This window comes from Streptomyces sp. NPDC056734 (genome assembly GCF_042790455.1).
GTDB lineage: Bacteria > Actinomycetota > Actinomycetes > Streptomycetales > Streptomycetaceae > Streptomyces.
The window spans coordinates 113,504-137,654 of sequence record NZ_JBHTZD010000011.1 but is presented as its reverse complement, the minus strand read 5'-3'; the positions used below and the strand labels follow the sequence as shown (position 1 = coordinate 137,654).

At 70.2% G+C, this 24,151-nt stretch carries 20 protein-coding genes; 17 read left to right on the top strand and 3 right to left on the bottom strand.

The window, feature by feature from the left end; translation table 11 throughout:
• Window positions 1-180 precede the first annotated feature (180 nt).
• A complete protein-coding gene (locus ACFRFC_RS18745; protein WP_382688151.1) occupies window positions 181-900 on the bottom strand; it encodes an aspartate/glutamate racemase family protein in 720 nt (239 codons plus the stop codon).
• Window positions 901-998: 98 nt separating this feature from the next.
• On the opposite strand from ACFRFC_RS18745, the gene ACFRFC_RS18740 reads away from it, so the two are divergent.
• The 9 genes from ACFRFC_RS18740 (at window position 999) to folP (ending at window position 13,747) form a co-directional block, all read left to right on the top strand.
• Entirely contained in the window at window positions 999-2,609 is a 1,611-nt protein-coding gene (locus tag ACFRFC_RS18740; protein WP_382688149.1) for a PucR family transcriptional regulator, read from the top strand.
• Between the two features lie 150 nt (window positions 2,610-2,759).
• Complete coding sequence (locus tag ACFRFC_RS18735; RefSeq protein WP_382688147.1) at window positions 2,760-3,833, top strand: DUF917 domain-containing protein; 1,074 nt, start codon at window positions 2,760-2,762, stop codon at window positions 3,831-3,833.
• Entirely contained in the window at window positions 3,830-5,395 is a 1,566-nt protein-coding gene (locus ACFRFC_RS18730) for a hydantoinase/oxoprolinase N-terminal domain-containing protein (protein ID WP_382688144.1), read from the top strand. The genes ACFRFC_RS18735 and ACFRFC_RS18730 overlap by 4 nt, the downstream gene beginning before the upstream one ends.
• Window positions 5,396-5,490: 95 nt before the next feature.
• Window positions 5,491-7,548 carry a hydantoinase/oxoprolinase family protein gene (locus ACFRFC_RS18725; protein ID WP_382688141.1) on the top strand — a complete coding sequence of 686 codons (2,058 nt, stop codon included), beginning with the start codon at window positions 5,491-5,493 and terminating at the stop codon, window positions 7,546-7,548.
• Window positions 7,548-9,329: a hydantoinase B/oxoprolinase family protein gene (locus ACFRFC_RS18720; RefSeq protein WP_382688139.1), complete on the top strand. Its 1,782-nt coding sequence runs from the start codon at window positions 7,548-7,550 to the stop codon at window positions 9,327-9,329. Before ACFRFC_RS18725 ends, ACFRFC_RS18720 begins: the two co-directional genes overlap by 1 nt.
• Entirely contained in the window at window positions 9,322-11,181 is a 1,860-nt protein-coding gene (locus ACFRFC_RS18715; protein ID WP_382688136.1) for a hydantoinase B/oxoprolinase family protein, read from the top strand. The genes ACFRFC_RS18720 and ACFRFC_RS18715 overlap by 8 nt, the downstream gene beginning before the upstream one ends.
• Window positions 11,181-11,675, top strand: coding sequence for a nuclear transport factor 2 family protein (locus tag ACFRFC_RS18710; RefSeq protein WP_382688133.1), 495 nt, complete (start codon window positions 11,181-11,183; stop codon window positions 11,673-11,675). The genes ACFRFC_RS18715 and ACFRFC_RS18710 overlap by 1 nt, the downstream gene beginning before the upstream one ends.
• Window positions 11,676-11,940: 265 nt before the next feature.
• Window positions 11,941-12,816 carry a bifunctional methylenetetrahydrofolate dehydrogenase/methenyltetrahydrofolate cyclohydrolase FolD gene (gene folD, locus ACFRFC_RS18705; protein ID WP_382688130.1) on the top strand — a complete coding sequence of 292 codons (876 nt, stop codon included), beginning with the start codon at window positions 11,941-11,943 and terminating at the stop codon, window positions 12,814-12,816.
• 118 nt (window positions 12,817-12,934) lie between these two features.
• The gene (gene folP, locus ACFRFC_RS18700) at window positions 12,935-13,747 is read left to right on the top strand and encodes a dihydropteroate synthase (protein WP_382688127.1); all 813 of its coding nucleotides are present in this window, start codon (window positions 12,935-12,937) and stop codon (window positions 13,745-13,747) included.
• A 13-nt stretch (window positions 13,748-13,760) separates the two neighbouring features.
• On the opposite strand, the gene ACFRFC_RS18695 is transcribed toward folP, so the two are convergent.
• Both ACFRFC_RS18695 and ACFRFC_RS18690 read right to left on the bottom strand, forming a co-directional pair.
• The gene (locus ACFRFC_RS18695) at window positions 13,761-14,522 is read right to left on the bottom strand and encodes a VOC family protein (protein WP_382688125.1); all 762 of its coding nucleotides are present in this window, start codon (window positions 14,520-14,522) and stop codon (window positions 13,761-13,763) included.
• The gene (locus ACFRFC_RS18690) at window positions 14,519-15,652 is read right to left on the bottom strand and encodes a PucR family transcriptional regulator (RefSeq protein ID WP_382688123.1); all 1,134 of its coding nucleotides are present in this window, start codon (window positions 15,650-15,652) and stop codon (window positions 14,519-14,521) included. Before ACFRFC_RS18690 ends, ACFRFC_RS18695 begins: the two co-directional genes overlap by 4 nt.
• 246 nt (window positions 15,653-15,898) lie before the next feature.
• Here ACFRFC_RS18690 and purU point away from each other — a divergent pair, with 246 nt between their 5' ends.
• The 8 genes from purU (at window position 15,899) to ACFRFC_RS18650 (ending at window position 24,121) form a co-directional block, all read left to right on the top strand.
• Window positions 15,899-16,798 (top strand): formyltetrahydrofolate deformylase, encoded by a 900-nt coding sequence (gene purU, locus ACFRFC_RS18685; RefSeq protein WP_382688120.1) that lies wholly within the window; start codon window positions 15,899-15,901, stop codon window positions 16,796-16,798.
• Window positions 16,791-17,486, top strand: a complete 696-nt coding sequence (locus tag ACFRFC_RS18680; protein ID WP_382688117.1) for an NAD(P)H-dependent oxidoreductase — start codon at window positions 16,791-16,793, stop codon at window positions 17,484-17,486. The genes purU and ACFRFC_RS18680 overlap by 8 nt, the downstream gene beginning before the upstream one ends.
• Window positions 17,483-17,854 carry a nuclear transport factor 2 family protein gene (locus ACFRFC_RS18675; protein WP_382688115.1) on the top strand — a complete coding sequence of 124 codons (372 nt, stop codon included), beginning with the start codon at window positions 17,483-17,485 and terminating at the stop codon, window positions 17,852-17,854. The genes ACFRFC_RS18680 and ACFRFC_RS18675 overlap by 4 nt, the downstream gene beginning before the upstream one ends.
• Before the next feature lie 28 nt (window positions 17,855-17,882).
• The gene (locus ACFRFC_RS18670; RefSeq protein WP_382688113.1) at window positions 17,883-18,995 is read left to right on the top strand and encodes a glycine cleavage T C-terminal barrel domain-containing protein; all 1,113 of its coding nucleotides are present in this window, start codon (window positions 17,883-17,885) and stop codon (window positions 18,993-18,995) included.
• A 29-nt stretch (window positions 18,996-19,024) separates the two neighbouring features.
• Window positions 19,025-19,906 carry a hypothetical protein gene (locus ACFRFC_RS18665; RefSeq protein WP_382688110.1) on the top strand — a complete coding sequence of 294 codons (882 nt, stop codon included), beginning with the start codon at window positions 19,025-19,027 and terminating at the stop codon, window positions 19,904-19,906.
• A gap of 189 nt (window positions 19,907-20,095) precedes the next feature.
• Window positions 20,096-21,580, top strand: a complete 1,485-nt coding sequence (locus tag ACFRFC_RS18660; RefSeq protein WP_382688107.1) for a purine-cytosine permease family protein — start codon at window positions 20,096-20,098, stop codon at window positions 21,578-21,580.
• Window positions 21,581-21,723: 143 nt separating this feature from the next.
• Window positions 21,724-23,157: an anthranilate synthase component I family protein gene (locus ACFRFC_RS18655; protein WP_382688105.1), complete on the top strand. Its 1,434-nt coding sequence runs from the start codon at window positions 21,724-21,726 to the stop codon at window positions 23,155-23,157.
• A gap of 46 nt (window positions 23,158-23,203) precedes the next feature.
• Window positions 23,204-24,121: a LysR family transcriptional regulator gene (locus tag ACFRFC_RS18650; RefSeq protein WP_382688102.1), complete on the top strand. Its 918-nt coding sequence runs from the start codon at window positions 23,204-23,206 to the stop codon at window positions 24,119-24,121.
• The last annotated feature ends 30 nt before the right edge of the window (window positions 24,122-24,151 follow it).

The following is a 24,151-nucleotide window of genomic DNA, read 5'->3' as shown; positions in this document are numbered from 1 at the left end:
ACCCGTAGCCCGGTCTCGTCCGCCTCGTCCGCCTCGCCCGCCTCGCCCGCCTCGCCCGCCTCGTCTACGGGTCAGGAAAGGGGAGTTCGGTGACTCGGCTGACGTGCACCTGCTCGTCGCGTCAGGAAGGGCGGACCGTCGGCCTTCCCCGCCGGCGTCCTTGATGTGGCGAGGTGCGGCTCAGTGCAGGCGTTCTTTGGCCGGCGGGGGGAAGTAGGTCGTACGGCTGTGCCGGACGCCGAGCCGCACCAGGTTCTCCAGCCAGCACAGGGCGGCGCCGGTCGGGTCGACGACCGGCACAGGGACCCCGTCGCGCCGGAGCCGGGTCTGAAGCGCCGCCGCGACGCCCATCATGCCCGTGCAGCCGAGGACGATGACATCGGCCTCCTGTGCCGCGACGGCCTCGGCCGCCTCCCCGGCCAGCCGGCCGAGCAACGTCTCCTGATCGTGCAGTGCCAGGACGGGGATGCCGACCGCCCGCACGGAGCGGCAGCGTTCGGTGATGCCGTGCAGGCGGGCCATGCGGTGGACCGTAGGCACCACGTTGGGCAGCATCGTGACGACGCCGACCCGCTCACCGAGCGATAGGGCGGTGAGCACAGCGGGCTCGAAGCCGCCGACCACCGGGATGTCGAGGGCCTCGCGGGCGGCGTGCACCCCCGGGTCGCCGAAGCAGGTGACGAACACGCCGTCGGCGCCGTCGCGGGCTGCCGCTTCGGCCTCGGTCACGATCCCGGGCATGGCGAAGGCTTCGTCGTAGGCGGATTCGATCGACGCCGGGCCCCGCTCGATCCGGCGGACCTCGATCGTGGTGTCCGGGAGCGCCCAGGCGGCGACTTCCTCGCGAACCTGCTCGGTGAAACCCTCGTCGGTGATGGGCACCACAACACTCAGCTTCACATCGCCTCCTGCTGTGCGGTTCGTGTCATTGCCGGAAAGAGAACCGCACAGCATGATGTCTGTCACTAGGCACTCTGCTGAACGCAAGGGGCACCACTATGCGGAACGCCCAGCACAGCGGCCTCCAGGTCACCGTGGGTCAGCTCCTCGCGCTGGGCATGGCATCCGGCTACGACGTGATCGGCGGGGACAAGGCCATGCTGCGGCGCGTCGACAGCGTCGTTCCCGGGACGACGGTGCGCGCCATCTCCACCCTGCCGCCCGGTGCGCTCGTGGTGTTCGACCGGAGCCAACTCGCGGCCGGGGACGTCGCGATCGAGCTGGCGATCTCCACCGGCTTCCGTACCGGAATCGCCGGCATCGTCGCCGAGCGGCCGCAACGCCGTATCCCGGCGGCGACCCAGCATCTGGCCGAGAAGTTCGACCTGCCGGTCGTGCTCCTGGACCGGGTCGACGTCGGCAGCGTGGTGGCGGAACTGGAACCGCACGTACGGGCGCCCGCCCTCGTCGGAGCCAAGCTGCTGCACGATGCCGTCACCGCGCTGTCGAGCGCCGCTGTCCCCAGGGACACCGGGGAGTTGCTGCGCCGCCTCGCGTCGGTCACTCGCTGCCCCGTCGGGCTCGTCGACACCGACGGGCATCTCATCGCCGGCACCCTGGAGCCGCTGTCCCCCGGGTTCGTGTCCGGCCTGGCCCGCCTGGCGGCCTCACCCGGACACGCTCCGTGCACCCTGCACGACGGCGACGAACTGCTTCTGGTCCACGCGGCGACGGTGGCGGGCGGGTCGGCGCCCAACCTCTGGCTGGTGGCGCGGCCCCCGCCGGCCGGCTCGGTGCATGTGCGCAACGCGCAGATCCGCATTCTGGCCGTGGCGGCACTCGCCTACACCGCCTACCTCAGCGAGCGCTCGCTGAAGTTCGAACGGGAGAGCCGGCAGCGCACGCTGCTGCTCACGGAGATCCTGGAGAATCCGGAGACGCCCCGCCGGCAGACCGTCGAGCAGGCCACGGCATTGGGCTGGCGGCTGTCCGGCTGGCACACCGCGGTGCACATCGCCGGCCGCAGGGCACAGGCCACGCCCAGCCCGGGTGGTACGGCGGCCCTCCTCGAACAGGCACTGCGGGCACAGGGGCTGACGGCCAGCCTCGTCGAACGCCCCGCCGGCTGGGCGTTCTGGACCACGGTCGACACCGAACCCCATCCCCATGAAGCCGCCGCTCTGGCCAGGTCGGTGCGCCGGGCGCTGCTGAGCGTCGAGCGCGACGATCCACAGCTGCGTCCGTGTGCCGGGATCGGCGGCGCCCACCCGGGGACCGGCGGGCTGGGTTGTTCCCTTCAGGAGGCCGAACAGGCCGGTCTCCTCGCCCGTACCCAGGACATCGACGCGCCCGTCGAGCATGTCGGCACCGCGAGCGTCAAACGGCTGCTCGTGGCCTGGTACTCGACCGGTCCGCTGGGCGAGATCGTCGATGCGCTGCTCGATCCGGTCCGCTCGGCGGACCCCAACGGCGAACTCCTCCAGACACTGCGGGCCTACCTCGACAACGAGTCCTCGACGACTGCCGCGGCCGCGGTGCTCGGCGTGCACCGCAACACCGTGCTGAACCGGCTGGAGAAGGTGAGCCGACTGCTCACGGTGGATCTCTCCCAGCCCGATCAGCGGCTCGCGGTGCGCTTGGCCGTGCACGCGGCGACGGAGACCGGATAGGCGGTTCCACCATCCGGGGACGTGACCACGAGGTGAGTCACGATCTGAGTACTGTGCACAGCTCCCGCCCGCGTTTTCAGCAATGCGCCTAATGACAGCTTTCGTGCCGCGTGGTTCTCTTCGTGAAATCGCCATTCGAGGAGGCACTCGGTGCGTGAGATCACCGTTGAGGACGTCGAAGACCTCGCTCTGGGCGCTGTCGTGCTCGGTACGGGCGGCGGGGGTGACCCGCACATCGGCAAGCTGATGTTGCTCCAGGCGCTGGAGCGGCACGGCCCGGTCCCGCTGGTCCGCGCCGACGAGCTGGACCCCGAAGGACTCCTGCTTCCCGTCGCGATGGCGGGGGCGCCCACCGTGATGACCGAGCGGATCCCGAACGGCCGTGAGCTGCATCAGGTCCTGGAATCGCTCGAAGCGCGGCTGGGCAGGCGCGGAGTGGCGATCATGCCGGTCGAGATCGGCGGCATCAACGGTCTGCTTCCCGCGGCGGCGGCCGCCGAGCTGGGCCTTCCGCTGGTCGATGCGGACATGATGCGCAGGGCGTTCCCGCAGATCGAGATGACGCTGCCGCACCTCGCCGGGATCAAGGCGAGCCCGTTCAGTCTCTGTGATGTGAACGGCAATCACGTACTGCTCGACGCGGTCGACAACATGACGGCCGAGAAGCTGGTCAGGGCCTGTATCACCCGGTTGGGCATGGCGGTGATGGCGAGCGCCTATCCCCTGACCGCGAAACAGTGCGTGGAATCGGCGGCCAACGGGTCGCTGAGCTACTGCCTTGAGATCGGCCGCCTCGTCCGGGCCGTCCAGAACGGGGAGCCGGGTGCCTACGAGCGGTTCCTCGACTTCTGCGACGCGCAGATCCTGTTCACCGGCAAGGTGATCGACATCGACCGCTACACGACGGACGGCTGGGCACGGGGCACGGTGTCACTCCAGCACGTGGACGATCCGACGCGGGCGATGCGGGTGGAGATCCAGAACGAGAACCTGGTCGCCTTCGAAGACGGTGTTCCGCGGGTGACCGTCCCTGACCTGATCACCTTCCTGGACATGGAGACCGGTATTCCGATGACCACCGAGGGACTGGCGTACGGGCAGCGGCTGCACATGATCGCGATGCCCGCGGAGGAGAGGTGGCGCACACCGCAGGGGGTCGCGCTGGCCGGGCCACGGGCGTTCGGCTACGACATCGACTACGTGCCGTTCGAGGTTGCCCGATGACCGGGCTGCGGGTCGGCATCGATGTCGGCGGCACGCACACCGACGCGGTGGTCGTCGACGACGCGGGCGATGTACTGGCCTGGCACAAGGCGCCCACCACGCCGGAGGTGCTCCATGGCATCGGTGCGGCGCTCACCGCCGTGCTGGCCGGGGTCGACGGCGACGCCGTGGGCCAGGTCATGCTCGGCACCACCCACCCGGTCAACGCGATCATCCGCCGCGAAGGTCTGGCCAGAGTCGGAATACTGCGGCTCGCCGCGCCCGCCACGCTGGCGATCGACCCGCTGATGGCCTGGCCGAAGGACCTCCGGACGCTGGTGAGCGGTCACGTGGAGATCATCCGCGGCGGTCACGAGTACGACGGCACCGAACTCGCCCCGCTCGACGAGCAGGCGGTACGCCGGTTCGCCGAGTGCTGCCGCGACACGGTGGACGCGATCGCGATCACCGGCATGACCTCACCCGCCAACCCCGACCACGAGCTCCGGGCGGCGGCGATCGTCACCGAGGTTCTCGGCGAGACCCTTCCGCTGACCCTGGGCCATGAGGTCGGCGGCCTCGGACTGCTGGAGCGGGAGAACTCCGCGGTGCTCAACGCCGCGCTCACCTTCATCGGGGCCGGCATCGTGCACGGGCTGGAGCGCGCTCTGGAGCGGTCCCGGCTGCGGGCCGAGGTGTATCTCACCCAGAACGACGGCACACTGCTGTCCGCGGCCGAGGCGATCCGCCGGCCCATTCTGACCATCGGGTCGGGCCCGACCAACTCGATGCGCGGTGCCGCGTATCTGTCGGGGCTGACCGACGCGATCGTGATGGACATCGGTGGTACCTCCACCGACGTGGGACTGCTCGTCGGCGGATTCCCGCGCCAGTCGGCCGGCGCGGTGGAGATCGCCGGTGTGCGAACGAACTACCGCATGCCCGACCTGATCTCCATCGGGATGGGCGGCGGCTCGGTCATCCGCACCGAACCGGAGTTCGCGGTGGGCCCGGACAGCGTGGGCCACCAACTCCCGCACCGGGCACTCGTGTTCGGCGGCGACACCATGACGCTCAGTGATGCCGCCGTCGCGGCCGGGCGCGCGACCCTCGGCACCCACAGCCTGACGGGCAGGCTCGCGGCCGGTACGGCCGCGGCGGCCGTCGCGTGGCTCGATGAGCGGGTCGCCACCCTCGCCGACCGTATCCGGGCCGCCCGGACGGCGCTCCCGCTGATCGCCGTAGGCGGCGGCGCCGTGCTCCTGTCCGACGACGTGCCGGAGGTGACCGAGGTCGTACGGCACCGGCACGCCGGCGTCGCCAACGCCATCGGCGCGGCCGTCGCGGAGGCGTCGGGCACCGTGGACCGCGCGGTCCGCTACGAGGCCGGCGGCCGGGAGGCCTGCATCACCGAGGCCAGTGCCGAGGCCACCGATGCCGCGATCCGGGCGGGGGCCGACCCGGCCCGGGTCCGCATCACCACCGTGAACGAGATTCCCATCAGCTACATCCCCGGCAACTCCGCGCGCCTCCAGGTCCGGGCTGTCGGGCCGTTGCTGACCCGCGACGCCGAGCGGCCGTGAGCCGCCGGTCGCGGCGGCCGACGTATTCGTGCAGTGAATCCATGTCCGTTTCCCGGGCTCTGCCGAGTCCGCGTACCTGATCGACGGTGATGAAGATGGGCTACACGGTTGCGATCGATGTGGGTGGCACGTTCACCGACTTCGTGGCGACGGATCAGTCGGAGTTGTTCACGGGGAAGGTGTCATCAAGGCCGAACGACGAGGCCGCGGCGGTGCTGGAGGCCGTGGAGGTGATCGCCGGGCACTTCGGCCGCGACACCACCGATCTGCTGGCGGAGACCGACTTCGTCATCCTGGGCACCACGGTGGTGACCAACGCGATGCTGGAGTACGACGGGGTGCCCACCGGTCTGATCACGACGAAGGGGTTCCGCGACACTCTGGAGCTGCGCCGCGGCTACCGGGAGAGCCTGTTCGACCTGTCGTTGCCCGCACCGCACCCGATCGTGCGGCGCCGGTTCCGCAAGGGGGTGACCGAGCGGATCGACTACGCGGGTGATGTGGTGATTCCGCTGGACGAGGACGAGGTCCGGGCAGCGGTACGGGAGCTGAAGGCCGCCGGGATCGCTTCGATCGCGGTGTGCTTGTTGTTCTCGTTCGTGAACGACGCGCATGAGCGACGGATCGCGCGGATCATCGCCGAGGAGCACCCGGAGTGCTTCGTCACGCTCTCCTGCGACGTGCTGCCGCAGGTCCGCGAGTTCGAGCGGGTCTCCACGACGGTCGTGAACGCGTACACGAGCCCGCTGCTGAAGACCTATCTGCGACGGCTGGACATCGGGCTGCGCGATGCCGGATTCGCGGGTTCACTGCTGGTGGTGCAGTCCAACGGCGGCATCATGGACGTCGCCTACTCCGCCGAGCACGGTGTGGACGCGGTCCTGTCCGGCCCTGCGGGCGGTGTCGTCGCCGCGGTGGCGGTGGGTGAACGCTCCGGCTACCGGAACCTGATCACCGCCGACATGGGCGGCACCAGCTACGACGTGTGTCTGATCCACGACGGCAGACCCGAAGTGGGCGTGGACAACTGGATCAGCCGCTACCGGGTCGCCGTTCCGCTGGTGGACATCCACACCATCGGCGCGGGCGGCGGGTCGATCGCGTGGGTCGACGAGGCGGGTGCGCTGCGGGTCGGCCCGCAGAGCGCGGGCGCCTCCCCCGGGCCCGCGTGCTACGGGCGCGGCGGCACCCGCCCGACGGTGACGGACGCGAACCTCGTGCTCGGGTTCATGGACCCGGACCGGTTCATGGGCGGCAGGATGAGCCTCGACCGGGACGCCGCCATCGCGGCGTTCGAGGAACATGTGGCCCGGCCGCTGGGGATCTCGGCGGTCGAGGCGGCGATCGGAGTGTTCCGGATCGCGAACAGCGACATGTCCAACGCCCTGCGCCATGTATCGGTCTCCCGGGGCCGCGATCCCCGCGACTACGCCCTGATGGCGTTCGGCGGCGCGGGCGCGATCCACGCCGGTGTCCAGGCCGTGGACCTCGGGATCAAGACGATCCTGGTGCCCCGCAACGCCCCCGTGCTCAGCGCGTTCGGCGGCCTGGTCGCCGACTTCAAGGTCTCCCGGGTGCGGACGTTCCTGCGTTCCGCCGACCGGGTCGATCCGGACGACCTGACCACGGCCTTCCAGTCCATGCAGACCGAGGCGGAGAAGCTGCTGCCCGCGACCGACTCGGTGCGGATGGAGCGCTATCTGGACCTGCGCTACGACGGGCAGGTGCAGGAGGTCATCGTGCCGCTCAACACCCGCACCCGGCGGATCTCGGCGGTGAGTGTCTCGCGGGCGATCCGCGACTTCCACGATCTCCACGAGACCCTCTACGCCCACAAACGGCCGGACCAGCCGGTCCAGATCGTCTCCGTGCGGCTGGAGATGACCGGGCTGCGGCACATGAACGCCACGGGTCCGGCCCACAAGTTCGCCCAGGAGGACCCTTCGACGGCGCTGGTCGGTACCCGGGAGGCGTACTTCGAGGGCCGCGGCTTCATCGACGCTCCGATCTACGACGGGGCCCACGTCGAACCGGGCAACGTCATTCCCGGTCCTGCGGTGATCCATGAGCCGGGCACCACGATCGTGATCTGCGACGGCCAGGAAGCAATGCTGGACCAGCACGAGACCTACGTCATCGAGGTGGTGAGCTGATGTCCACGACCATCGGGCACGAGCGGGCGGCGGGTACGCCGGCCGTGGATCTGGAGATCCTGCGCACCCGGCTGATCGCCTGCACCGGCGAACTCGCCACAGTCCTCGCCCACGCGGCTCCGATCGCCGAGATCAGCCAGGTCCGGGACTTCTGCGTCGCGATCGCGACCGGGTCCGGCCAGATCGTGGCGATCGACAACCCGTTGCGGCTGGGCTCGATGGCTCAGACGGTGGCCGGCATCGTCGACTACTTCGAGTTCGACCTCAAGGACGGCGACATCGTCCTCACCAACGACCCCCACCGCGGCGGCATCCGGGTGCAGGACCTGACACTGCTCACCCCGCTGGCGATGGACAGTGAGCTGCTCCTGCACCTGGTCGTGCGGGTCCCGGTCCGAGATCTCGGAGGCCAGGTCGGCGGGAACCTCAACCCTGGCGCGACGGAGATCCTGGCGGAGGGCGTGCCCGTCTCCCCGATCAAGATCCAGCGCATGGGCAGGCCCACCCGGGACGTACTGACCACGTTCCTGCTCAACGGCCGCCGCCCGAACGAGACCCGGCGGGTCATCGAAGCCGCGAGCGCGACGCTCGCGCTCGGCCGGAGCCGGCTCGCCGAACTGGTCGGCACCCACGGCAGCGAGGCGATCCGCGCCGGGCTCGCACACGCCCTGGCCTACAGCGAGCAGCTCGCCAGGACAGCGATCGCCGGCTGGCACCCCGGCACCCGCACCGCCGCCCGCGCCCTTGGGGACGACCCGGGCGGCGGCGGACCGCTCACCGTACGGCTGTCGGCCACGGTCGGGCGGGAGACGCTGCTGCTCGACTTCACCGACACCGACGATCAGCGGCCTTCGTTCGTCAACAGTCCGTCGGGGGCGACGGCCGACGCCGCGCTGCGGGCCGTCCTCGCTGTCCTCGGCGACGCGGTACCGGCGAACAGCGGGCTGCTGCGGGCGGTCGAGGTGCGCACCCGGCCGGGCAGCGCGACCCACCCCGTCGACCCCGCCCCGGTCGGGTGGGGTGTCCACCACTGCGGCAACGAGGTCACCGAAGCCGTCGCCGCCGCCCTGCGCGAGGCGGTCCCCACGCCGCTGCCGGCGCTGACCGTTCCGCGGCCGCTGGTGCTGAGCCGGCCCGCCACCGACCGCGGCGACCAGACCGACCTCACCCGCTGGGGCGTCGGCGGTGCGAGCGCCACCCCCGGACACGACGGTTGGGGAGGACCCGCCCTGACCAGCCGCGCCGAACTTCCCTCCGCCGAACAGTGGGAGATCGAGACCGGCACCCGGATCGAGCGTCTGGAGTACGCCGCCGACACCTCTGGCGCCGGGCAATGGGCGGGTGCTCCCGGCGTCGAGGCCGTCATCGGACTTCTGCCCGGCCACGAGTACACCCTGTGGACCCGGACCGCGGCACGCAGCGTGGACGGGCTCGACGGCGGGGTCGCCGGCGGGAGCGGCGCGGTCGACGGCGGGAGCGGCGCGGTCGTCGGCGGGAGCGGCGCGGTCGCGTTCCACACCCCGCAGGGCTGGCGCCCCGCGCCGGCCGTCGCCGTCGAGGAGCCGGTCGCCGCCGACCGGCTCCGGCTGCGGCTGCCCGGCGGGGGCGGATACGGCCCACCCGGGGCACGCGACCGGGCGGCCGTGCTCAGCGATCTCGCCGATGGCCTCATCACCCCGGGAACAGCCCGGGACGTCTACGGAATCGATCCCACCGATCCCATCGATCCCGCCCAACACGACGACTACACGCGGCAGGAAGGCGGTGCCCGGCATGGCTGACCCGATCACAGCGGAGATCGTCCGCAGCGCCCTGGACAGCACGGCGACCGAGATCTACGAGACCCTGACCCGTTCGTCGGAACATCCCGTCGTCGCCGAGTCCAAGGACTGCGGTGCCGGTGTCTACAGCTACGACGGGGACGAGGCGAGAATGGTCGCGCGGGACGGGATCATCCTGCACTCCTTCGCCCAGCTCAGCTCGGCGCAGGTCAGTCTGGACTTCTTCCGCGGCGACCTGGACCCCGGCGATGTGCTGCTGGTCGCCGACTCCTACTCCGGTGGCAGCCACATCGGCGACTACACGGTGCTCCTGCCGATCTTCTTCGACGGCCGGCCCAGGTTCTTCACGGCCACCCGGCTGCACGTCGCCGACCAGGGCGGCCCGTTCCCCGGTGGCGGCAACCCCGACGGCCGGGAGATCTGGCACGAGGGCTTTCGCCCCGCGCCCCTGAAGCTGGTCGAGAAAGGCCAACGGCGCCGCGAACTCTGGGACTGGCTGAAGCGGAACAACCGGCTCCCCGATCTCCTCGAAGCCGACCTGGCCGGGATGATCGGGGCATGCCGCAAGGGCGAGGAGCGCATCCGCGAACTCTGCGACCGCTACGGTCTCGACACGGTCCGTGAGTCCCTGGAGTGGATCTTCGGCTACTCCGAGCGCAAGCTCCGTGAGCGCATCCGCGGCTGGCCGGACGGCACCTACCGCTCCGAGGTCTTCATCGACACCGACAACCGCGATCACCATGACCTGAGGATCGAGCTGAGCCTCACGATCGCCGACGACACCATGACGCTCGACTTCACCGGAACCGACCCGCAGACCGACGGAACCATCAACAGCGTCGCCGCCAACTCGATCGCCTGGATCTCCGTGGCGATCTCCGTGCTCTGCCCGGAGATCCCCGTGAACTCGGGGCTGTTCAACGCGCTGACGGTCAACCTCCCCCGGGGAACCCTGGTCAACGCCGATCCGCCGGCCGCCACCATGGACTCCACCTTGTGCTGCGGCGGCCAGATCGGACAGGCCGTCATGAAGGCCTGCGAACAGTTCGTGCCCGAGCGCGTCGGCAATGTCTCCGTCCCTTTGCCGATCCACTACGTCAGAGGCTTCGACCGGCGTCGCCGCCAGGATCGCCCCGAGGACCAGGCGGGCGACAGCTTCTTCCTCTACTGGGAGTTCTCGGTGACCGCCACCTCGGGCAGCGCCACGTACGGCGTCGACGGCTGGGGCGGCTGGGCGGCCCCGTTCAGCGTCGCCCGCCCGGTGAACGTCGAGATCAACGAATGGCAGTTCCCCGGCTTCTACCACCAGGACGAGTACGCGACCGACTCGGCGGCACCCGGCCGGTGGCGGGGCAGCCCGGCCTTCGTCATGCGCCGCACCCTGCGCGGGGCCCGCGACACCAGCGCGTACTCCGACCCGCGGGGCATCGTGCATCCGCTCCCCGGGTACGCCGGCGGCTATGAAGGAACGGGCAACGTCACGATCTTCGACGAGGGCGGCGACGACGAACTGATCGTCGCCGACGGCAATGTCTTCACCGCGTTCGACCCCTCGGTCACCGTCTTCGGGCAGAGCGGTGCCGGCGGCGGCTGGGGCGACCCCCTCGACCGCGACCCGCACGCGGTCCTCGATGACGTCCTCGACGAATACGTTTCCCTCGAAGGAGCGAGAGCGGACTACGGCGTCATCGTCGACCCCCGGAAATGGGTCGTGCTGGAGGAGGAGACCGAGCGCGAACGAGCGGCCCGAAGAGCCGACACCACCCGGGACCGCCGTGGCATCGGCAGAAAGAGACTGATCGAACGCGCGAAGATCGGCCACCGGACGGCCGCGCGGGATGGGAGCCAGTGATGACCGAAGACCGATCCGTGTCCGACAGCCCGGCGTCGATGAGTCCGCGGCACGTCGTGCTGGAACTGATCAAGGCGGCCAGTGAAGGGGACTTCGTGAAGTGCCTGGACCTGCACTCCGAGGACGTCGTGGTGACGCTGCCGTTCATGCTGCCCGAGCCGGTCGTGTACGAGGGGAAGGCCGCCCAGCGGACCCAGCTCGACGATCCGCAGTGGAGGGCCGGGATACCCCGTATGTATCACGACATGGAGTACCGGGATGTGGTGGTCCATGAGACAACCGATCCCCATGTCGTCGTCGTGCAATGGAACTTCGTCTCGCGCATCGGCGGTCAAACGGTGGTTCATCCGAACATCCAGGTGTCGGAGGTCCGGGACGGAAAGATCGTGCGCACGACCGATTACCACAACCATGTCGTGCGCGCGGTCGCCAACGGGAACGCACAGGAGCAGATCGAGATCATCGAGGACATGGTCCTTCCCGAGGACAGATGACCGACCCCGCGCGGCTGCGGACGACGACCCCAGGCCGTCGGTCTCCCAGAATCTGCGGCGCGGCCGCTGCCGTCGCCATTGTCCTCACCTTTTGATACGCCGTGGGTGCTGGACAGCATCGAAAATCTCGTTGCTCATTCCGTTGACATTCATTTTCGCTGTTTGCGAGCATCGGCAAACGCCCACGGTATGTGACCCTTTCCTCTTCATATCGCGGAATTCGCCACCGGTTGACCCACGAGAATGAGATGGCGGTGTCCTTTCTATGACAGCCCTCCTGCTGGACGGAAAAGCCCTTTCACATGACTACCGCAGACGTCTTGAGGCGAAGGTCGCCGAATTCAGAGCACGCGTCGGCGTGCAGCCCGGTCTCGCGACGGTGCTCGTCGGCGAGGATCCGGCCAGCGAGGTCTATGTGGCGAACAAGCGGAAGGCAGCCGCCTCGGTCGGGATCGCCGACTTCCACCGGCACCTGTCCGCGGCCTCGTCGGAGGCCGACGTAGCCTCGGTCATCGATGAACTCGCCGCGGACCCACGGGTGTCGGGAATACTGCTCCAGCTGCCGCTTCCCGGCGGCCTGGACAGCGCCCCGCTCATCGACCGGATCCCGGCGGCCAAGGACGTCGACGGGCTGACCACGATGAGCGCGGGGCTGCTCGCCGCCGGCAGGCCGGGACTGCGCCCGTGCACCCCCAGCGGGGTGATCGCGCTCCTGGACTCCGCCGGGATCGAGCTGCGGGGCCAGAGGGCCGTCGTTGTCGGGCGTTCCCGGCTGGTCGGCCTGCCGCTGGCGCAGTTGCTGATCCAGCGGCACGCCACCGTCGCCGTCACACACACGCACACGGCGGATCTCGCGGCCGAGACCCGCCGTGCCGATGTCGTCGTGGCCGCGGCCGGAGTACCCGGTCTGCTCGGCGCGGAACATGTGCGGTCGGGCTCGGTCGTGGTGGACGTCGGGATTCACCGCACCCCACAGGGTCTGGTCGGTGATGTCCGCTTCGACGAGGTCGCCGGGCGAGCCTCGTGGATCACCCCTGTTCCCGGCGGTGTCGGCCCGATGACGATCGCCATGCTCCTGGAGAACACCCTCACCGCGGCCGAGCGTCTGTCGGCCGCGACCGGATCCTCGGTGGCCCGGTAGTGGCATCCGGCACGAGGAAGGGGACGGGGCAGGACACGGGGACCACCGGCGGCCTCGGGAGCCGCCGGGGACGGATGGGCGCGGCGGCCGTCACCCACCTGCCCGGGGGCCGTCGGTCATGACCCGCATCATGGGGGTGCTCAATGTGACCCCTGATTCGTTCAGTGACGCCGGCCGGTACCGCCGGGAGGGCGACGCGGTCGATCGCGGAGTCGCGATGGCCGCCGCCGGCGCCGAGATCGTCGATGTGGGCGGTGAGTCCACCCGGCCGGGTGCGCGCCCGGTCGACCCCACGACGGAACGCCGACGGGTGCTCGGTGTCGTGGAACGTCTCACCCGGCGCGGGGTCAGGGTCTCGATCGACACCCTGCACGCCGATACAGCGGTAGCAGCCGCGGCGCGCGGAGCGGAGTTCGTCAACGACGTGTCCGGCGGCCTCGCGGACCCGGCCATGGCGGGGGCCGTCGCGCGGACCGGGCTGACCTACATCATCGGGCACTGGCGGGGAGACCCGCGGACCATGAACGGTCTCGCCGAGTACCGGGATCCGGCCGGCGAGGTGCTGCGGGAACTGGAGGCCCGGATTCTCTCGGCCCGCCGCGCGGGTGTCGACGAGAGCCGGATCGTCCTGGATCCCGGCCTCGGCTTCGCCAAGCGTCCGGAGCACAACTGGGCCCTGCTCACCGAGCTGCCCCGGCTGCTGGAACTGGGGTTCCCGGTGATGATCGGCGCGTCCCGCAAGCGCTTCCTCGGCGAACTCGTCCCGGACTCCGGCTCACTCGCGGGCAGAGACCTGCCCACCGCCGTCATCAGCGTCCTGTGCGCCCAGCGGAACGTGTGGGCGGTCCGGGTCCACGATGTCGCCGGGAGCCGGGTCGCGCTGGACACTCTCGCGGCGTGGAACGCCGCCTCGGCGCTGCTCCTCCGCTGAGCGGGACCGGCCGCTACCCGGCTCCGCCGGCCGGCTCCGCCCGGCCCGCGCTCTGCCCCCGGCGCAGCGATCCGGCGTCCCAGACACCGAAGAGGCACTCCTGCGGATCCTTGAGGACGGCGTAGTTCCCGGTCGGGCTGTCCGTCGTGGGCACCACGACCCATGCCCCCAGTGAGGTGGCTCTCTCGATCGCGGAGTCGAGGTCACAGAAGTAGAAGTACGGCATCCACTGATCGCGGGCCGACGGTGGGAGGAAGGACGTCATGTCGAGCACACCGGCGAGGTGGCGGCCTCGTGAGGACAGCATCGCGTAGTCGACGGGGTCGTCCGGCAGAACGGTGACGTCCAGTGCGAACGCGGCGGCGTAGAAGCGCACGGCGTCGTCGACGTGCCGGGTGTACACGTCGGCGAGCACCATGTCGCCCTCGCCGGGGTCCTCGGCGCCGGCCCCGGGGGAGGTGACCAGCTCGAACGGGATGCCGTGCGGGTCGGCGACCAGTACCCGGCCGAGTTCGGCCGAGCCGTCGAGGACCCGTGCCCCGAGGTCGACGCACGCCGTGGCGGACACCTCCGGCCGCGGCACGCCGAACCCGACGATCCAGCGGGCCGGCGAGTCCTGCCGGCCCTCGATCCGCAGACCGGCTTTGCCCTGGGAGGCGCCGGTGCCGGGCCGACGGGTGACGGCCGAGTAGAACGCGCGTGACGCCTCCGGATCGGGAGACAGCAGTCGCAGGGCACGGACGCCGTCCGGCGCCTGCGGCACATGGTCGGTCATAGGGGGCTTCCCTCGATTCCGGTCGGCGCGATGCGTCCCGACCTCTGATAGGCGCGGACCGCGATCCAGAAATGCATCCGTCCGTCGAAGGTGTCCGGTGACCAGCCGGTCAGCTCGCTGATCAGGTTCAGCCGGTACCGGAGCGTGTTGCGGTGGACGAACAGTTCGGCGGAGGCGCGTGACGCCGAGCAGTCGCAGTCCAGGTAGACGACGAGGGAGCGCAGGAGTTCACCGCCCGTGCGCCGGTCGTGCGCGAGCAGGGGGGCCAGTACCCGCTCGCCGAGTTCGCCCATGGGCAGTGCGTCGGCCGACCCCAGCAGGAGATGGCCGAGGTTCAGCGGCCGGGCGTGGTTGAGGCCGTCCCCGTCGGCCGCGTCACGGGCCTGGAGGTAGCTCATCGTCAGCGACACCGGGTCGACGACCGCCGGGCCCACTCCCACCGACGCCCCCGGATCCATGGCCCGCAGATGCTGGAGGAGCAGCCGGGCCACGGTGTCCACGGCGCCGACGGCCGGCACGACGAGCACCAGGTCGCCGTCGATGACGGCCCGCACGTACGGATCGCCGTTGCCGGTGAGCAGGGAATGGAGGTTCCACGGCCGGGCGTGCAAGCGGGCACCGGGGACGGAGCAGCGGCCGACGATCACCGCATGGGCGAGCGCGGCACTCAGGGGGACACCGATCGACGCCAGTCTGCCGCGCGCCTCATCGCCTCGGCTGTAGCCCCGGATGACGTCCTCCAGCACCTGCGCGGCGAGTTCCCGCCGGCCCAGGAGAAGCGCTTGCAGCCGGGCGATCTCCAGCGAGGCGAGTGCGGTCGCCAGCTCGAACGCGGCCCGGTCCCTGTCCCCGGACCGCGCCACCAGCAGCGCGACGATGTCCTCGGCCAAGGGCACGGGGAGCACGGTCTTCGGCGGATCGCCCACTTCGGCGACGTCCGGAGTCCACGTCCGCAGCTCTTCCACCGGCCACCGCGCCCGGGTCGGGGACGACGCGAGCAGGCTGCCGCGCATGTCGATGAACGCGGCGGGCTCGTGCGTGATCCGGCGCAGCACGGTGACGATGCCCGCCAGCCCGGTGCCGTCCATGAGTGCGCGGCTGAGCGCGAGCATGTCCGCGTCTTTGGTCACCCGCCCATTCTCCTCACGTCAGAAGTGGTCCGCCCTGGCGACCACCGGTCCGATCTTCGACATTTTAGCCGAGAACACCTGCCGGATTCGGCCATACGTCGTCGTTCGCGTGCCCAGGAAGCAGCCCCGCGTTTGGGCACGCGCACAATGCGCCGCGAACGTGAACGGCGTCAGAGTGAGGCATCAGGATCACCGTTGGTCGGAGCCCTCGCTCCACCGCGAACCACCGAGCGGCGGAAACACATCATGAACGATCACTTGGCAGCGACGCCGATTCGCTCCGCGACCGCGCGGGACCGGACCACCCTGCGGCTGCGTGCCTCCTGCGACGACGGTCCGGGCATCGTCGCGGCGATCTCCTCGGCCCTGGCGGAGCTGGGTGCCAACATCCGCGAGTCGAGCCAGTTCTCCACCGATCCCCGGGGCGGCCGCTTCTTTCTGCGGCTCGTGGTCGACGTACCGACCGGCGAGGCGGACAGGGCCCGGGAGCGGATGGGTGAGATCGCCGGCGATCTGAAGATGGACCACCAGATCTGGCCGGCGCACCGGCGCAAGCGGATGGCCGTCCTCTGCTCCAGGGGGGACCACTGTGTGCTGGACCTTCTGTGGCGCACCCGGAACGCCGACCTGGAGGCGGACATACCGGTCGTGATCTCCAACCATGACCGGCTCCGCGACCAGGTCGAGCACTTCGGCGTCCCGTTCGTCCACATACCGGCCAGTCCGGCGGATCGCGAGAAGTCCGAGGCAGCGATCCTCGACGCCCTCCGTGAGGCCGATGTGGACTTCGTCGTCCTCGCGCGCTACATGCAGATCCTCACCGATGGATTCCTGGAGCGCGTCGGCGTTCCGGTCATCAACATCCACCACTCCCTGCTTCCGGCCTTCGTCGGCGCACAGCCGTATCGCCGTGCGTACGAACGCGGCGTCAAGGTCATCGGTGCGACCGCCCACTACGCGACCCCCGAACTGGACGCCGGCCCGATCATCGCGCAGGACGTCGAGCAGGTCGGGCACACCGACAACGCCGCCGCCCTGCAAAAGCGCGGCAAGGACATCGAGCGCGAGGTGCTCGCGCGTGCCGTCGCCCTGCACATCGAGGACCGTGTGCAGGTCCACGAGAACCGGACGATCATCCATGTCTGAGCGAACCGGCCACGAGCCCGCGACCCATGTCCTGATCGTCCACTGCCACCCCCGCGAGGACTCCCTCGGCGGCCGGATCCTCGGCCGGTACATCGAGGGTCTGGCGGCCGCGGGGAGAACGTACGAGGTCGCCGACCTGTACCGGGAGGGCTTCGACCCGGTCTTCGACGCGGGCGACTACACCCAGTTCGAGGGCGGGTCGCTGCCCGCCTTCATCCTCGCGGAGCAGAAGCGCGTGGAACGGGCGGACGCGATCGTGATCATCAGCCCGCTCTGGTGGCTCGGCTTCCCCGCCATGCTCAAGGGCTGGTTCGACCGTGTCTGGAGCAACGGCTGGGCCTACGAGTTCGCGAACGACCCGGAAGGGAGCCTGCTGCGGCCCCGTCCCTTCCTCCTGCTGATGACCACCGGCGGATCGGCCCGCAGCTTCGCCCGCCGCGGCTACGCGGACGCCCTCGACACCCTCGTCCGGACCGGCGTCCTCGGCTGGTGCGGGGTGAGCGAGTCGGCCCTGCTGCTCCTGCACGACAGCGGTTTCGACGACGGGACGACCAGCGCCCACCTCGACTTCGCCCGTGCGGTCGGGGCCGGGCCGCTCGTCGACACCACGCTCACCGCCGATCCCGGCCACGTGACGATCCTCAGTTCGCCGGCCCCCGCCCGCAACCATCGGAGCCCGCAGATATGAACGCAGCAACCGCGATCCGGCGCCTGTGCGCCGGATGGATCGCGAAGGACAACGGCGCGATCGCCGATCTCTTCGCCGAGCAAGGGGTGTTCATCGACCCCCTGCACGAACGCCCGCTGGTCGGCGCCGAGGACATCCGCACAACCAACCAGGCGTCGGTCGACGAACTCTGCGACGTGAGCATCGACCTGTACTGGGTCATGGGCGAGGGAGACCGCGCGTCCGCGGAGGGCCGCATGACCGCCACGGTCGTCGCCGACGGGAGCCGCATGGACTTCGAGTTCGTCATCGTCGCCGAGACCTCGGACGGACTGATCACCCGGCTCACCGAGTACTTCGACACCGCGCCCCTCACCCCTTCGGCCTGACCGTCCCGCCAACGAAAGGACCACGACCGTGTCCAAGCCCGTCCGTCAGAACCTGCTCTACACCACCCGCCGCTCGCCCTACTTCGAGCGGACCGTCGCCGAGGGCGCGCTGGAGTTCGGTGTCTACAACCACACGTACATGCCGTTCGTGTACGACAACGACATGCGTGCCGAGTACGACGCCATCACCGGCGGTGTCACGCTGTGGGACGTGGGCGCCGAGCGCCAGGCCGAGTTCCGCGGGCCCGACGCGCTCAGGTTCGCCGACTACCTCTCCCCGCGCGATCTCTCCGCCCTCCCCGTGGGCGGCTGCAAGTACACCCCGCTGTGCGACCAGAACGGGAAGATCATGTCGGAGGTCATCGTCCTGCGGCCGTGGGAGGACGTGATCTGGTTCTCCCACTCCGATGTCGATGTGAGCCTGTGGGCGTACGGCCTCGCGCTCGCCGGCGGCTACGACGTCACCGTGAGGGAGGCCGACGTCGCCCCGTTCCAGGTACAGGGGCCGCTCGCGTCGAAGGTCCTCGAACCGCTCGTCGGGGCCCGCCTCGCCGACCTCAAGCGCTTCCAGTGCCTGGTGACCGACCTGGCCGGTGTCGAGGTGGTGATCTCCAACACCGGGTGGAGCAAGGGGGCCGGCTACGAGGTCTACCCCATCGGCACCCAGCGGGCGGCCGTGGCCTGGGACGCGGTGCGGGAGGCCGGCCGTCGGCACGGGCTGCTGGTGACCGGCCCCAACCTCAACCGCGCCGTGGAGCAGGGCATTCTTGACACGCAGTACGCCACCAACTCGGACATGGATCTCCTCGAAGCCGGTCTCGGTGGCTTCCTCGACCTCGACGGGAACGACTTCATCGGCCGCGACGCGCTGCTGGACGTCCGTGCGAAGGGCCCCGCCCGCAAGACCGTCGGCCTGGTCTCCGACCGCGAGGAGTGGCCTGTCTTCGAGGAGTTCTGGCCGCTGCACGATGCCGCGGGCGAGCAGGTCGGGATCGTCCGCTGGGCGGTCTGGTCCTACGCGCTCGACCGCAACATCGCCGTCGCGCTGGTCGACTCCGCCGTGGGTGAGGACGCGCATCTCACGGTGAAGAGCCCCACGGGCGACCACCAGGCCGCCCTCCACAGGATCCCGTTCATCTGAGACGGCCGGCGAAGAGGGAGGAACACACGATGCCGATCGATCCCGAACATTCCCCCGAGGCGACAGCCGTGGCGTCATCCGGTGACGCGCTGCGCCGACGCTCCCGGATCGAGGTGATCCCGCTGCCGTCGCTCGGCCGCCGGGTCGGCGATCTGCCCCCGGCGAGCAGGCTCTCCGTGACGTCCTCGCCGGCGCACGGCGTCGGTGCCACGATCGACGCCACCGAGCGGCTGCGCGGGCTGGGGCACGACGCGACACCCCACCTCGCGGCACGCCAGGTGGAGAGCCGGGCCCAGCTCGCCGACATCGTCGCGCGGTGTGACGCCGCGGGCGTCACCGAGGTCTTCTTCGTCGGCGGGGACGGAAAACAGCCCGCCGGCCCCTACCGCGGGGCACTGGATCTCGCCGTCGACTACGCGAAGGCGAGCAGCGTGATCGACGGGTTCGGGTTCACCGCGTACCCCGAGGGGCACGGGACGATTCCCGGGGACGCCTTGTCGAAGGCCCTCGACGAGAAACAGGCGTTCGTGAGGTCGGTCAACGGCTACGGATATGTGTCGACGCAGCTGTGCTTCTCGGCGGCGACCATCACCGCATGGGCCCGCCGAGAGCGTGCACGCGGTTTCACCCTGCCGATTCGCCTCGGAGTTCCCGGGCATGTCGACCGGATCAAGCTGGCGGCCATCGCGGGACGCCTCGGAATAGGCAGCTCCCTGGGTTTCCTCAAGAAGAACCGGGCGTCGGTCGCCAAGCTGATGTCCGCGGCGCACTTCGAGCCGACCGAAATAGTGGACAGCGTGCTCGACAGCGACAGCGGGTCGGAACTCGGGGTCGAGGGGTTGCACGTCTTCTCTTTCAACAACGTGGCACCGACCATGACCTGGTTCGACCGCTACCTCGGCAGCCGTTGAACATCGGCGACGTCCGCCTTCATATTTCCGCAGGACTTTCGAGTCGCGTTCTTATGGATCGGACCGAAGCAGGAGCTGCATCGCCAGAACAGATAGACAACGACGATTAAATGTTCGAGCGTCGAGCCGAGCCCTGACAAATAATCGCCACACCCATACTGTTGTTGCGAGCTGCAAAGGAGCGGGACCGTGGCGACACAGCAAAGAAGCTCTGCCATAGAAGCCCGGACCGTCGAGCACATTCCGCTCGACGAGCGTCACGGCAGGGCGAGCGAAATGTTCACCATCTGGTTCGGAACCGGCTTGACGCTCGCGGCGATCGCCACCGGGTTCGTGGCCACGTCGCTCTACGCGCTTCCCTTCTGGGCGGCCGTCGTGGCGCTCTTCGCCGGCTGCCTGGCCGGCGGCGTGGTGATGGCTCTGCACGCCGCGCAGGGGCCGCAGACCGGCATTCCCCAGATGCTCCAGACCCGGGCGCAGTTCGGCTCGTACGGCAGCCTGCTGGTCATCGTCCTGGTCGTCTTCATGTACACGGGATTCTTCGCGTCCAACCTCGTGCTCGGGGCGCAGTCCGTCGCCGCCGTGTCCTCCCTGGACGACACCCCCGCGATCCTCCTCATCGGGATCGTGTCGACCCTGGCCGCCATCGTGGGGTACCGGCTCATCCACCGCCTCGCCGTGGCGATGAGTGTGGTGGCCGGAATCGCCCTGGTCCTCGTCTTCGTGTGGGCCCTCGGCGTGAATGGCGTACCGGGCTCCACCTGGACCGGCGGGACCTTCACCGGTACCGGGCTGATGGGGGCCGTCTCGCTGGCCAGCCTCTGGCTGATCGCCTGCGCACCGTTCGTCTCCGACTACACCCGGTACATGCCCCGGGACACGGGCGTCCGCTCGGCGTTCTGGTCCACGTACTGGGGCGCTGTGCTCGGGGCGATCCTGCCCATGACGCTCGGGGCGCTCATCGGGTCGGCGGTCGCCGGCACGGACACCGTGACCGGTCTCACCACCCTCACGGACGGGATCAGCGGCCTCATCGTCGTGATCTTCAGCGTCGCCCTGGTCTCGCAGAACGCGATGTTCGTCTACTGCGGCTCCCTCTCGGTCATCACCATCGGGCAGACCCTGTTCGACCGGTGGGTCCCGCGGGCCGGCGCCCGCGCCCTGTCCGCCACCGCTCTGTTCGCCGTCGCCGTGGTGCTCGCGCTCCTCGGCCGGGGCGACTTCCTGACCAACTACACCAACTTCCTGCTCATCCTGCTGTGCGTGCTGATCCCCTGGACGGCCATCAACCTGGTCGACTACTACCTCATCAAGCACGGGAAGTACGACATCGCGGCCATGTTCGAACAGGACGGCGGACGGTACGGGCGCTTCAACGGGCCGGCCATCATCTCGTACCTGCTGGGCATCGCCATCCAGATCCCGTTCCTCAGCAACGCCCTCTACACGGGTCCGGCCGCGGTGGCCCTGGACGGGATCGACATCGCGTGGGTCGTCGGCCTTGTCGTGATCTGTCCCCTCTACTACGTGCTCATGCGCCGCTTCGGCCGCGTCGACGACGCCCCCGTCCCGGAGCACGGCGCAGGCCGCGCACCCCAAGCACCGCCGGCCGCCGGGAACGGCGCGGAACCCGCACCGTCGCCCGCCGCGGCGAAGAAGCGGTTCGCCGGCTGAGTCCGCTCCCTGCAGCCCCCTCCGCCACCCGGACGGCGACCGTTCCCTGCCTCCGGCTCCCCCGTCGGCGCACGCGCGCACCCGGTGCGCCCATGCATCCGCCGTCCCCTGCGCCTGTGGGCACGATGCCGAAAGGAGAACCGATGACCGCCGTCGACCAGCACCACGCACTCCGGTTCCCACCCTGTCCTGGCCGCACACCGCACCTCCCCGCGGGCGCGCAGACGGTCGTACGGGCCAGGCTTCCGGGGTGGCGGTCCCCGGAGGAGGCCGCGCTCGCCCTCGGCCGGGACGGCGACCTCGTCTGGATGGACGCCGGGCACGGCGCCCGGAGGGGGCTGAGCGTCCTCGGCTGGGGCAGCGAGGTGCTCGCCGCCCGTGCCACGGACCATCAGCGCCTGGCCGAGGCCCTCGACCGGCTCCGCGGCACGCTCCGCGCACCGCAGAGGAACTCCCGTCCGCTCGGGTGGTACGGCTGGATCGGGTACGGAACCGCCGCCGCGACCCTGGCACCCGCCGACCCGGAGTGGGCCGGGCGCCTCGCCGACCCCGAGCGCCCCGATCTGTGCCTGCTCCGCGTGGACCGGGCGATCGTCTTCGACCACGCCCGGCGCTCCGCCGAGCTGGTCCGGTGCCGCTCCGCCGGCGGCGGGCACGACACGGGCAGCTGGCACGAAGCGGTGTCCGGTTGGTGGTCCGGCACCCGGAGCCCCGCCCCTGTCCCCGCCCAGGTCACCTCCGCCCCTGCGCGCTCCGGCGCGGTCTGGGCCGACGACGACGCAACGTATCTGCGGCTGATCGCGCGGTGCCAGGACGCGATCCGGGACGGCGACGCCTACCTGCTGTGCCTCACCACCTCCGCGCACGTACGGGGTGTCACCGACGACCTTGAGACCTATCGGCGGCTGCGGCGCGGCTCACCGGCACCGCGGGCGAGGTTCATGAGGCTCGGGGGAACCGCTGTGCTCAGCGCTTCCCCCGAGCGGTTCCTCACCGTCGCGGCCGACGGCACGGTCATGACCTCGCCCATCAAGGGGACACGGCCACGCGGGCGCACCCCGAAGGACGACCGGCGACTGGCCGCCGAACTCCTCGCCAGCGAGAAGGAACGCGCCGAGAACGTCATGATCGTCGATCTCATGCGCAACGACCTCAACAAGGTCTGCCTCCCCGGCAGTGTCGAGGTCACGGAACTGTTCGGGGTCCACAGCTACCCGCATGTGCACCAACTCGTGAGCACGGTACGGGGATCCCTCCGGCCGGGCAGCGGCGCGCTCGACGCCTTCCTCGCCTGTTTTCCCGCCGGTTCGATGACGGGCGCGCCGAAACGCCGCGCCGTCGAACTGCTCTCGTCGTGGGAGGCCGGGCCCCGCGGCGTCTACTCCGGGGCCCTCGGCGCGTTCCTCCTCGACGGGTCGGCCGATCTCGCCGTCGTCATCCGGACCATCGTCATGGCGGACGGCGTCGCCCGGATCGGAGCGGGAGGCGGTATCACCTCCTCGTCGGTTCCCGTCGAGGAACTCGCGGAGGTGAAGACGAAGGCGGCGGCGCTGCTCGCCGCGCTCGGCACCCGATGACCGGACGGCACCCGATGACCGGTCGGCACCGTGGAGAGGCAATCCGATGAGCGGTTTCACCCTGACTCAGGTCCGGTACTTCGTGGCAGCGGCCGCCAGCGGCAGCATGACCGCCGCGGCGGCGGAGCTGCACGTCGCCCAGTCGGCGGTGTCGTCCGCCGTGGCGGCCCTTGAGCGCTCCCTGGGCGTCCAGCTGTTCATCCGCCAGCACGCGCGGGGACTGGTCCTCACCGGCGCCGGACACCGTCTGAACATCGAATCGCAGGCGCTCCTGGCCCACGCCGCCGAGTTGGCGGAGTCCGCACGCGGGATGGCGGACGCCGTGAGCGGAGAGATCTCCCTCGGCTGCTTCGTCACTCTCGCGCCCTTCGCGATGCCCGAGTTGCTCAGCCTGTGTACCCGCCGACACCCCCGCCTCGACCTCCGCGTCCACGAACTCGGCACCCGGGAACTGCTCCAGTGCCTGCACGAGGGGACCATCGAGCTGGCCCTCATGTACGACCTCGGCCTCGGCGACGACGTGGAACGCCACCAGCTCGCCGACGCGCCCCCCTATGTGATCGTGGCCGGGGACCATCCTCTGTCGGGAGCGCCGGGAATCCACCTCCGGCAGCTGGAGAACGATCCCATGATCATGCTCGACATCCCGCGCAGCACGGAGTACTTCCAGCGACTGCTGCACACCGCCGGAGTCGAACCGCGGGTCCGCTACCGGAGTTCGAGCTACGAGACCGTCCGCGGCCTCGTGGCCGAGGGCCACGGATACGCGGTGCTCAACCAGCGCCCCGCCCACGGCACGACGTACAACGGCCGCTCGGTGGTGGCCGTCCCGCTCCTCGACGAGGTCGAGCCGCTGCCGATCGTGCTCGTCCGGATGGCGAAGGTCCGCCCGACAGGACGCGCGCAGGCCCTCGCCGACGCCTGCGCGACGGTCGTCCCCCGGCTGGCGCACCACTCCGGCTGAACCGCTCCCGCACCGGCGGCCGGGCGGCGC

Bases quoted from the DNA above. Each gene is read 5' to 3' on its own strand.
- ACFRFC_RS18715 (WP_382688136.1), top strand. From the start codon at position 9,322: ATGGCTGACCCGATCACAGCGGAGATCGTCCGCAGCGCCCTGGACAGC.
- ACFRFC_RS18740 (WP_382688149.1), top strand. From the start codon at position 999: ATGCGGAACGCCCAGCACAGCGGCCTCCAGGTCACCGTGGGTCAGCTC.
- ACFRFC_RS18655 (WP_382688105.1), top strand. From the start codon at position 21,724: ATGACCGCCGTCGACCAGCACCACGCACTCCGGTTCCCACCCTGTCCT.
- ACFRFC_RS18720 (WP_382688139.1), top strand. From the start codon at position 7,548: ATGTCCACGACCATCGGGCACGAGCGGGCGGCGGGTACGCCGGCCGTG.
- folP (WP_382688127.1), top strand. From the start codon at position 12,935: ATGACCCGCATCATGGGGGTGCTCAATGTGACCCCTGATTCGTTCAGT.
- ACFRFC_RS18725 (WP_382688141.1), top strand. From the start codon at position 5,491: ATGGGCTACACGGTTGCGATCGATGTGGGTGGCACGTTCACCGACTTC.
- purU (WP_382688120.1), top strand. From the start codon at position 15,899: ATGAACGATCACTTGGCAGCGACGCCGATTCGCTCCGCGACCGCGCGG.
- ACFRFC_RS18710 (WP_382688133.1), top strand. From the start codon at position 11,181: ATGACCGAAGACCGATCCGTGTCCGACAGCCCGGCGTCGATGAGTCCG.
- ACFRFC_RS18675 (WP_382688115.1), top strand. From the start codon at position 17,483: ATGAACGCAGCAACCGCGATCCGGCGCCTGTGCGCCGGATGGATCGCG.
- ACFRFC_RS18665 (WP_382688110.1), top strand. From the start codon at position 19,025: ATGCCGATCGATCCCGAACATTCCCCCGAGGCGACAGCCGTGGCGTCA.
- folD (WP_382688130.1), top strand. From the start codon at position 11,941: ATGACAGCCCTCCTGCTGGACGGAAAAGCCCTTTCACATGACTACCGC.
- ACFRFC_RS18695 (WP_382688125.1), bottom strand. From the start codon at position 14,522: ATGACCGACCATGTGCCGCAGGCGCCGGACGGCGTCCGTGCCCTGCGA.
- ACFRFC_RS18680 (WP_382688117.1), top strand. From the start codon at position 16,791: ATGTCTGAGCGAACCGGCCACGAGCCCGCGACCCATGTCCTGATCGTC.
- ACFRFC_RS18650 (WP_382688102.1), top strand. From the start codon at position 23,204: ATGAGCGGTTTCACCCTGACTCAGGTCCGGTACTTCGTGGCAGCGGCC.
- ACFRFC_RS18730 (WP_382688144.1), top strand. From the start codon at position 3,830: ATGACCGGGCTGCGGGTCGGCATCGATGTCGGCGGCACGCACACCGAC.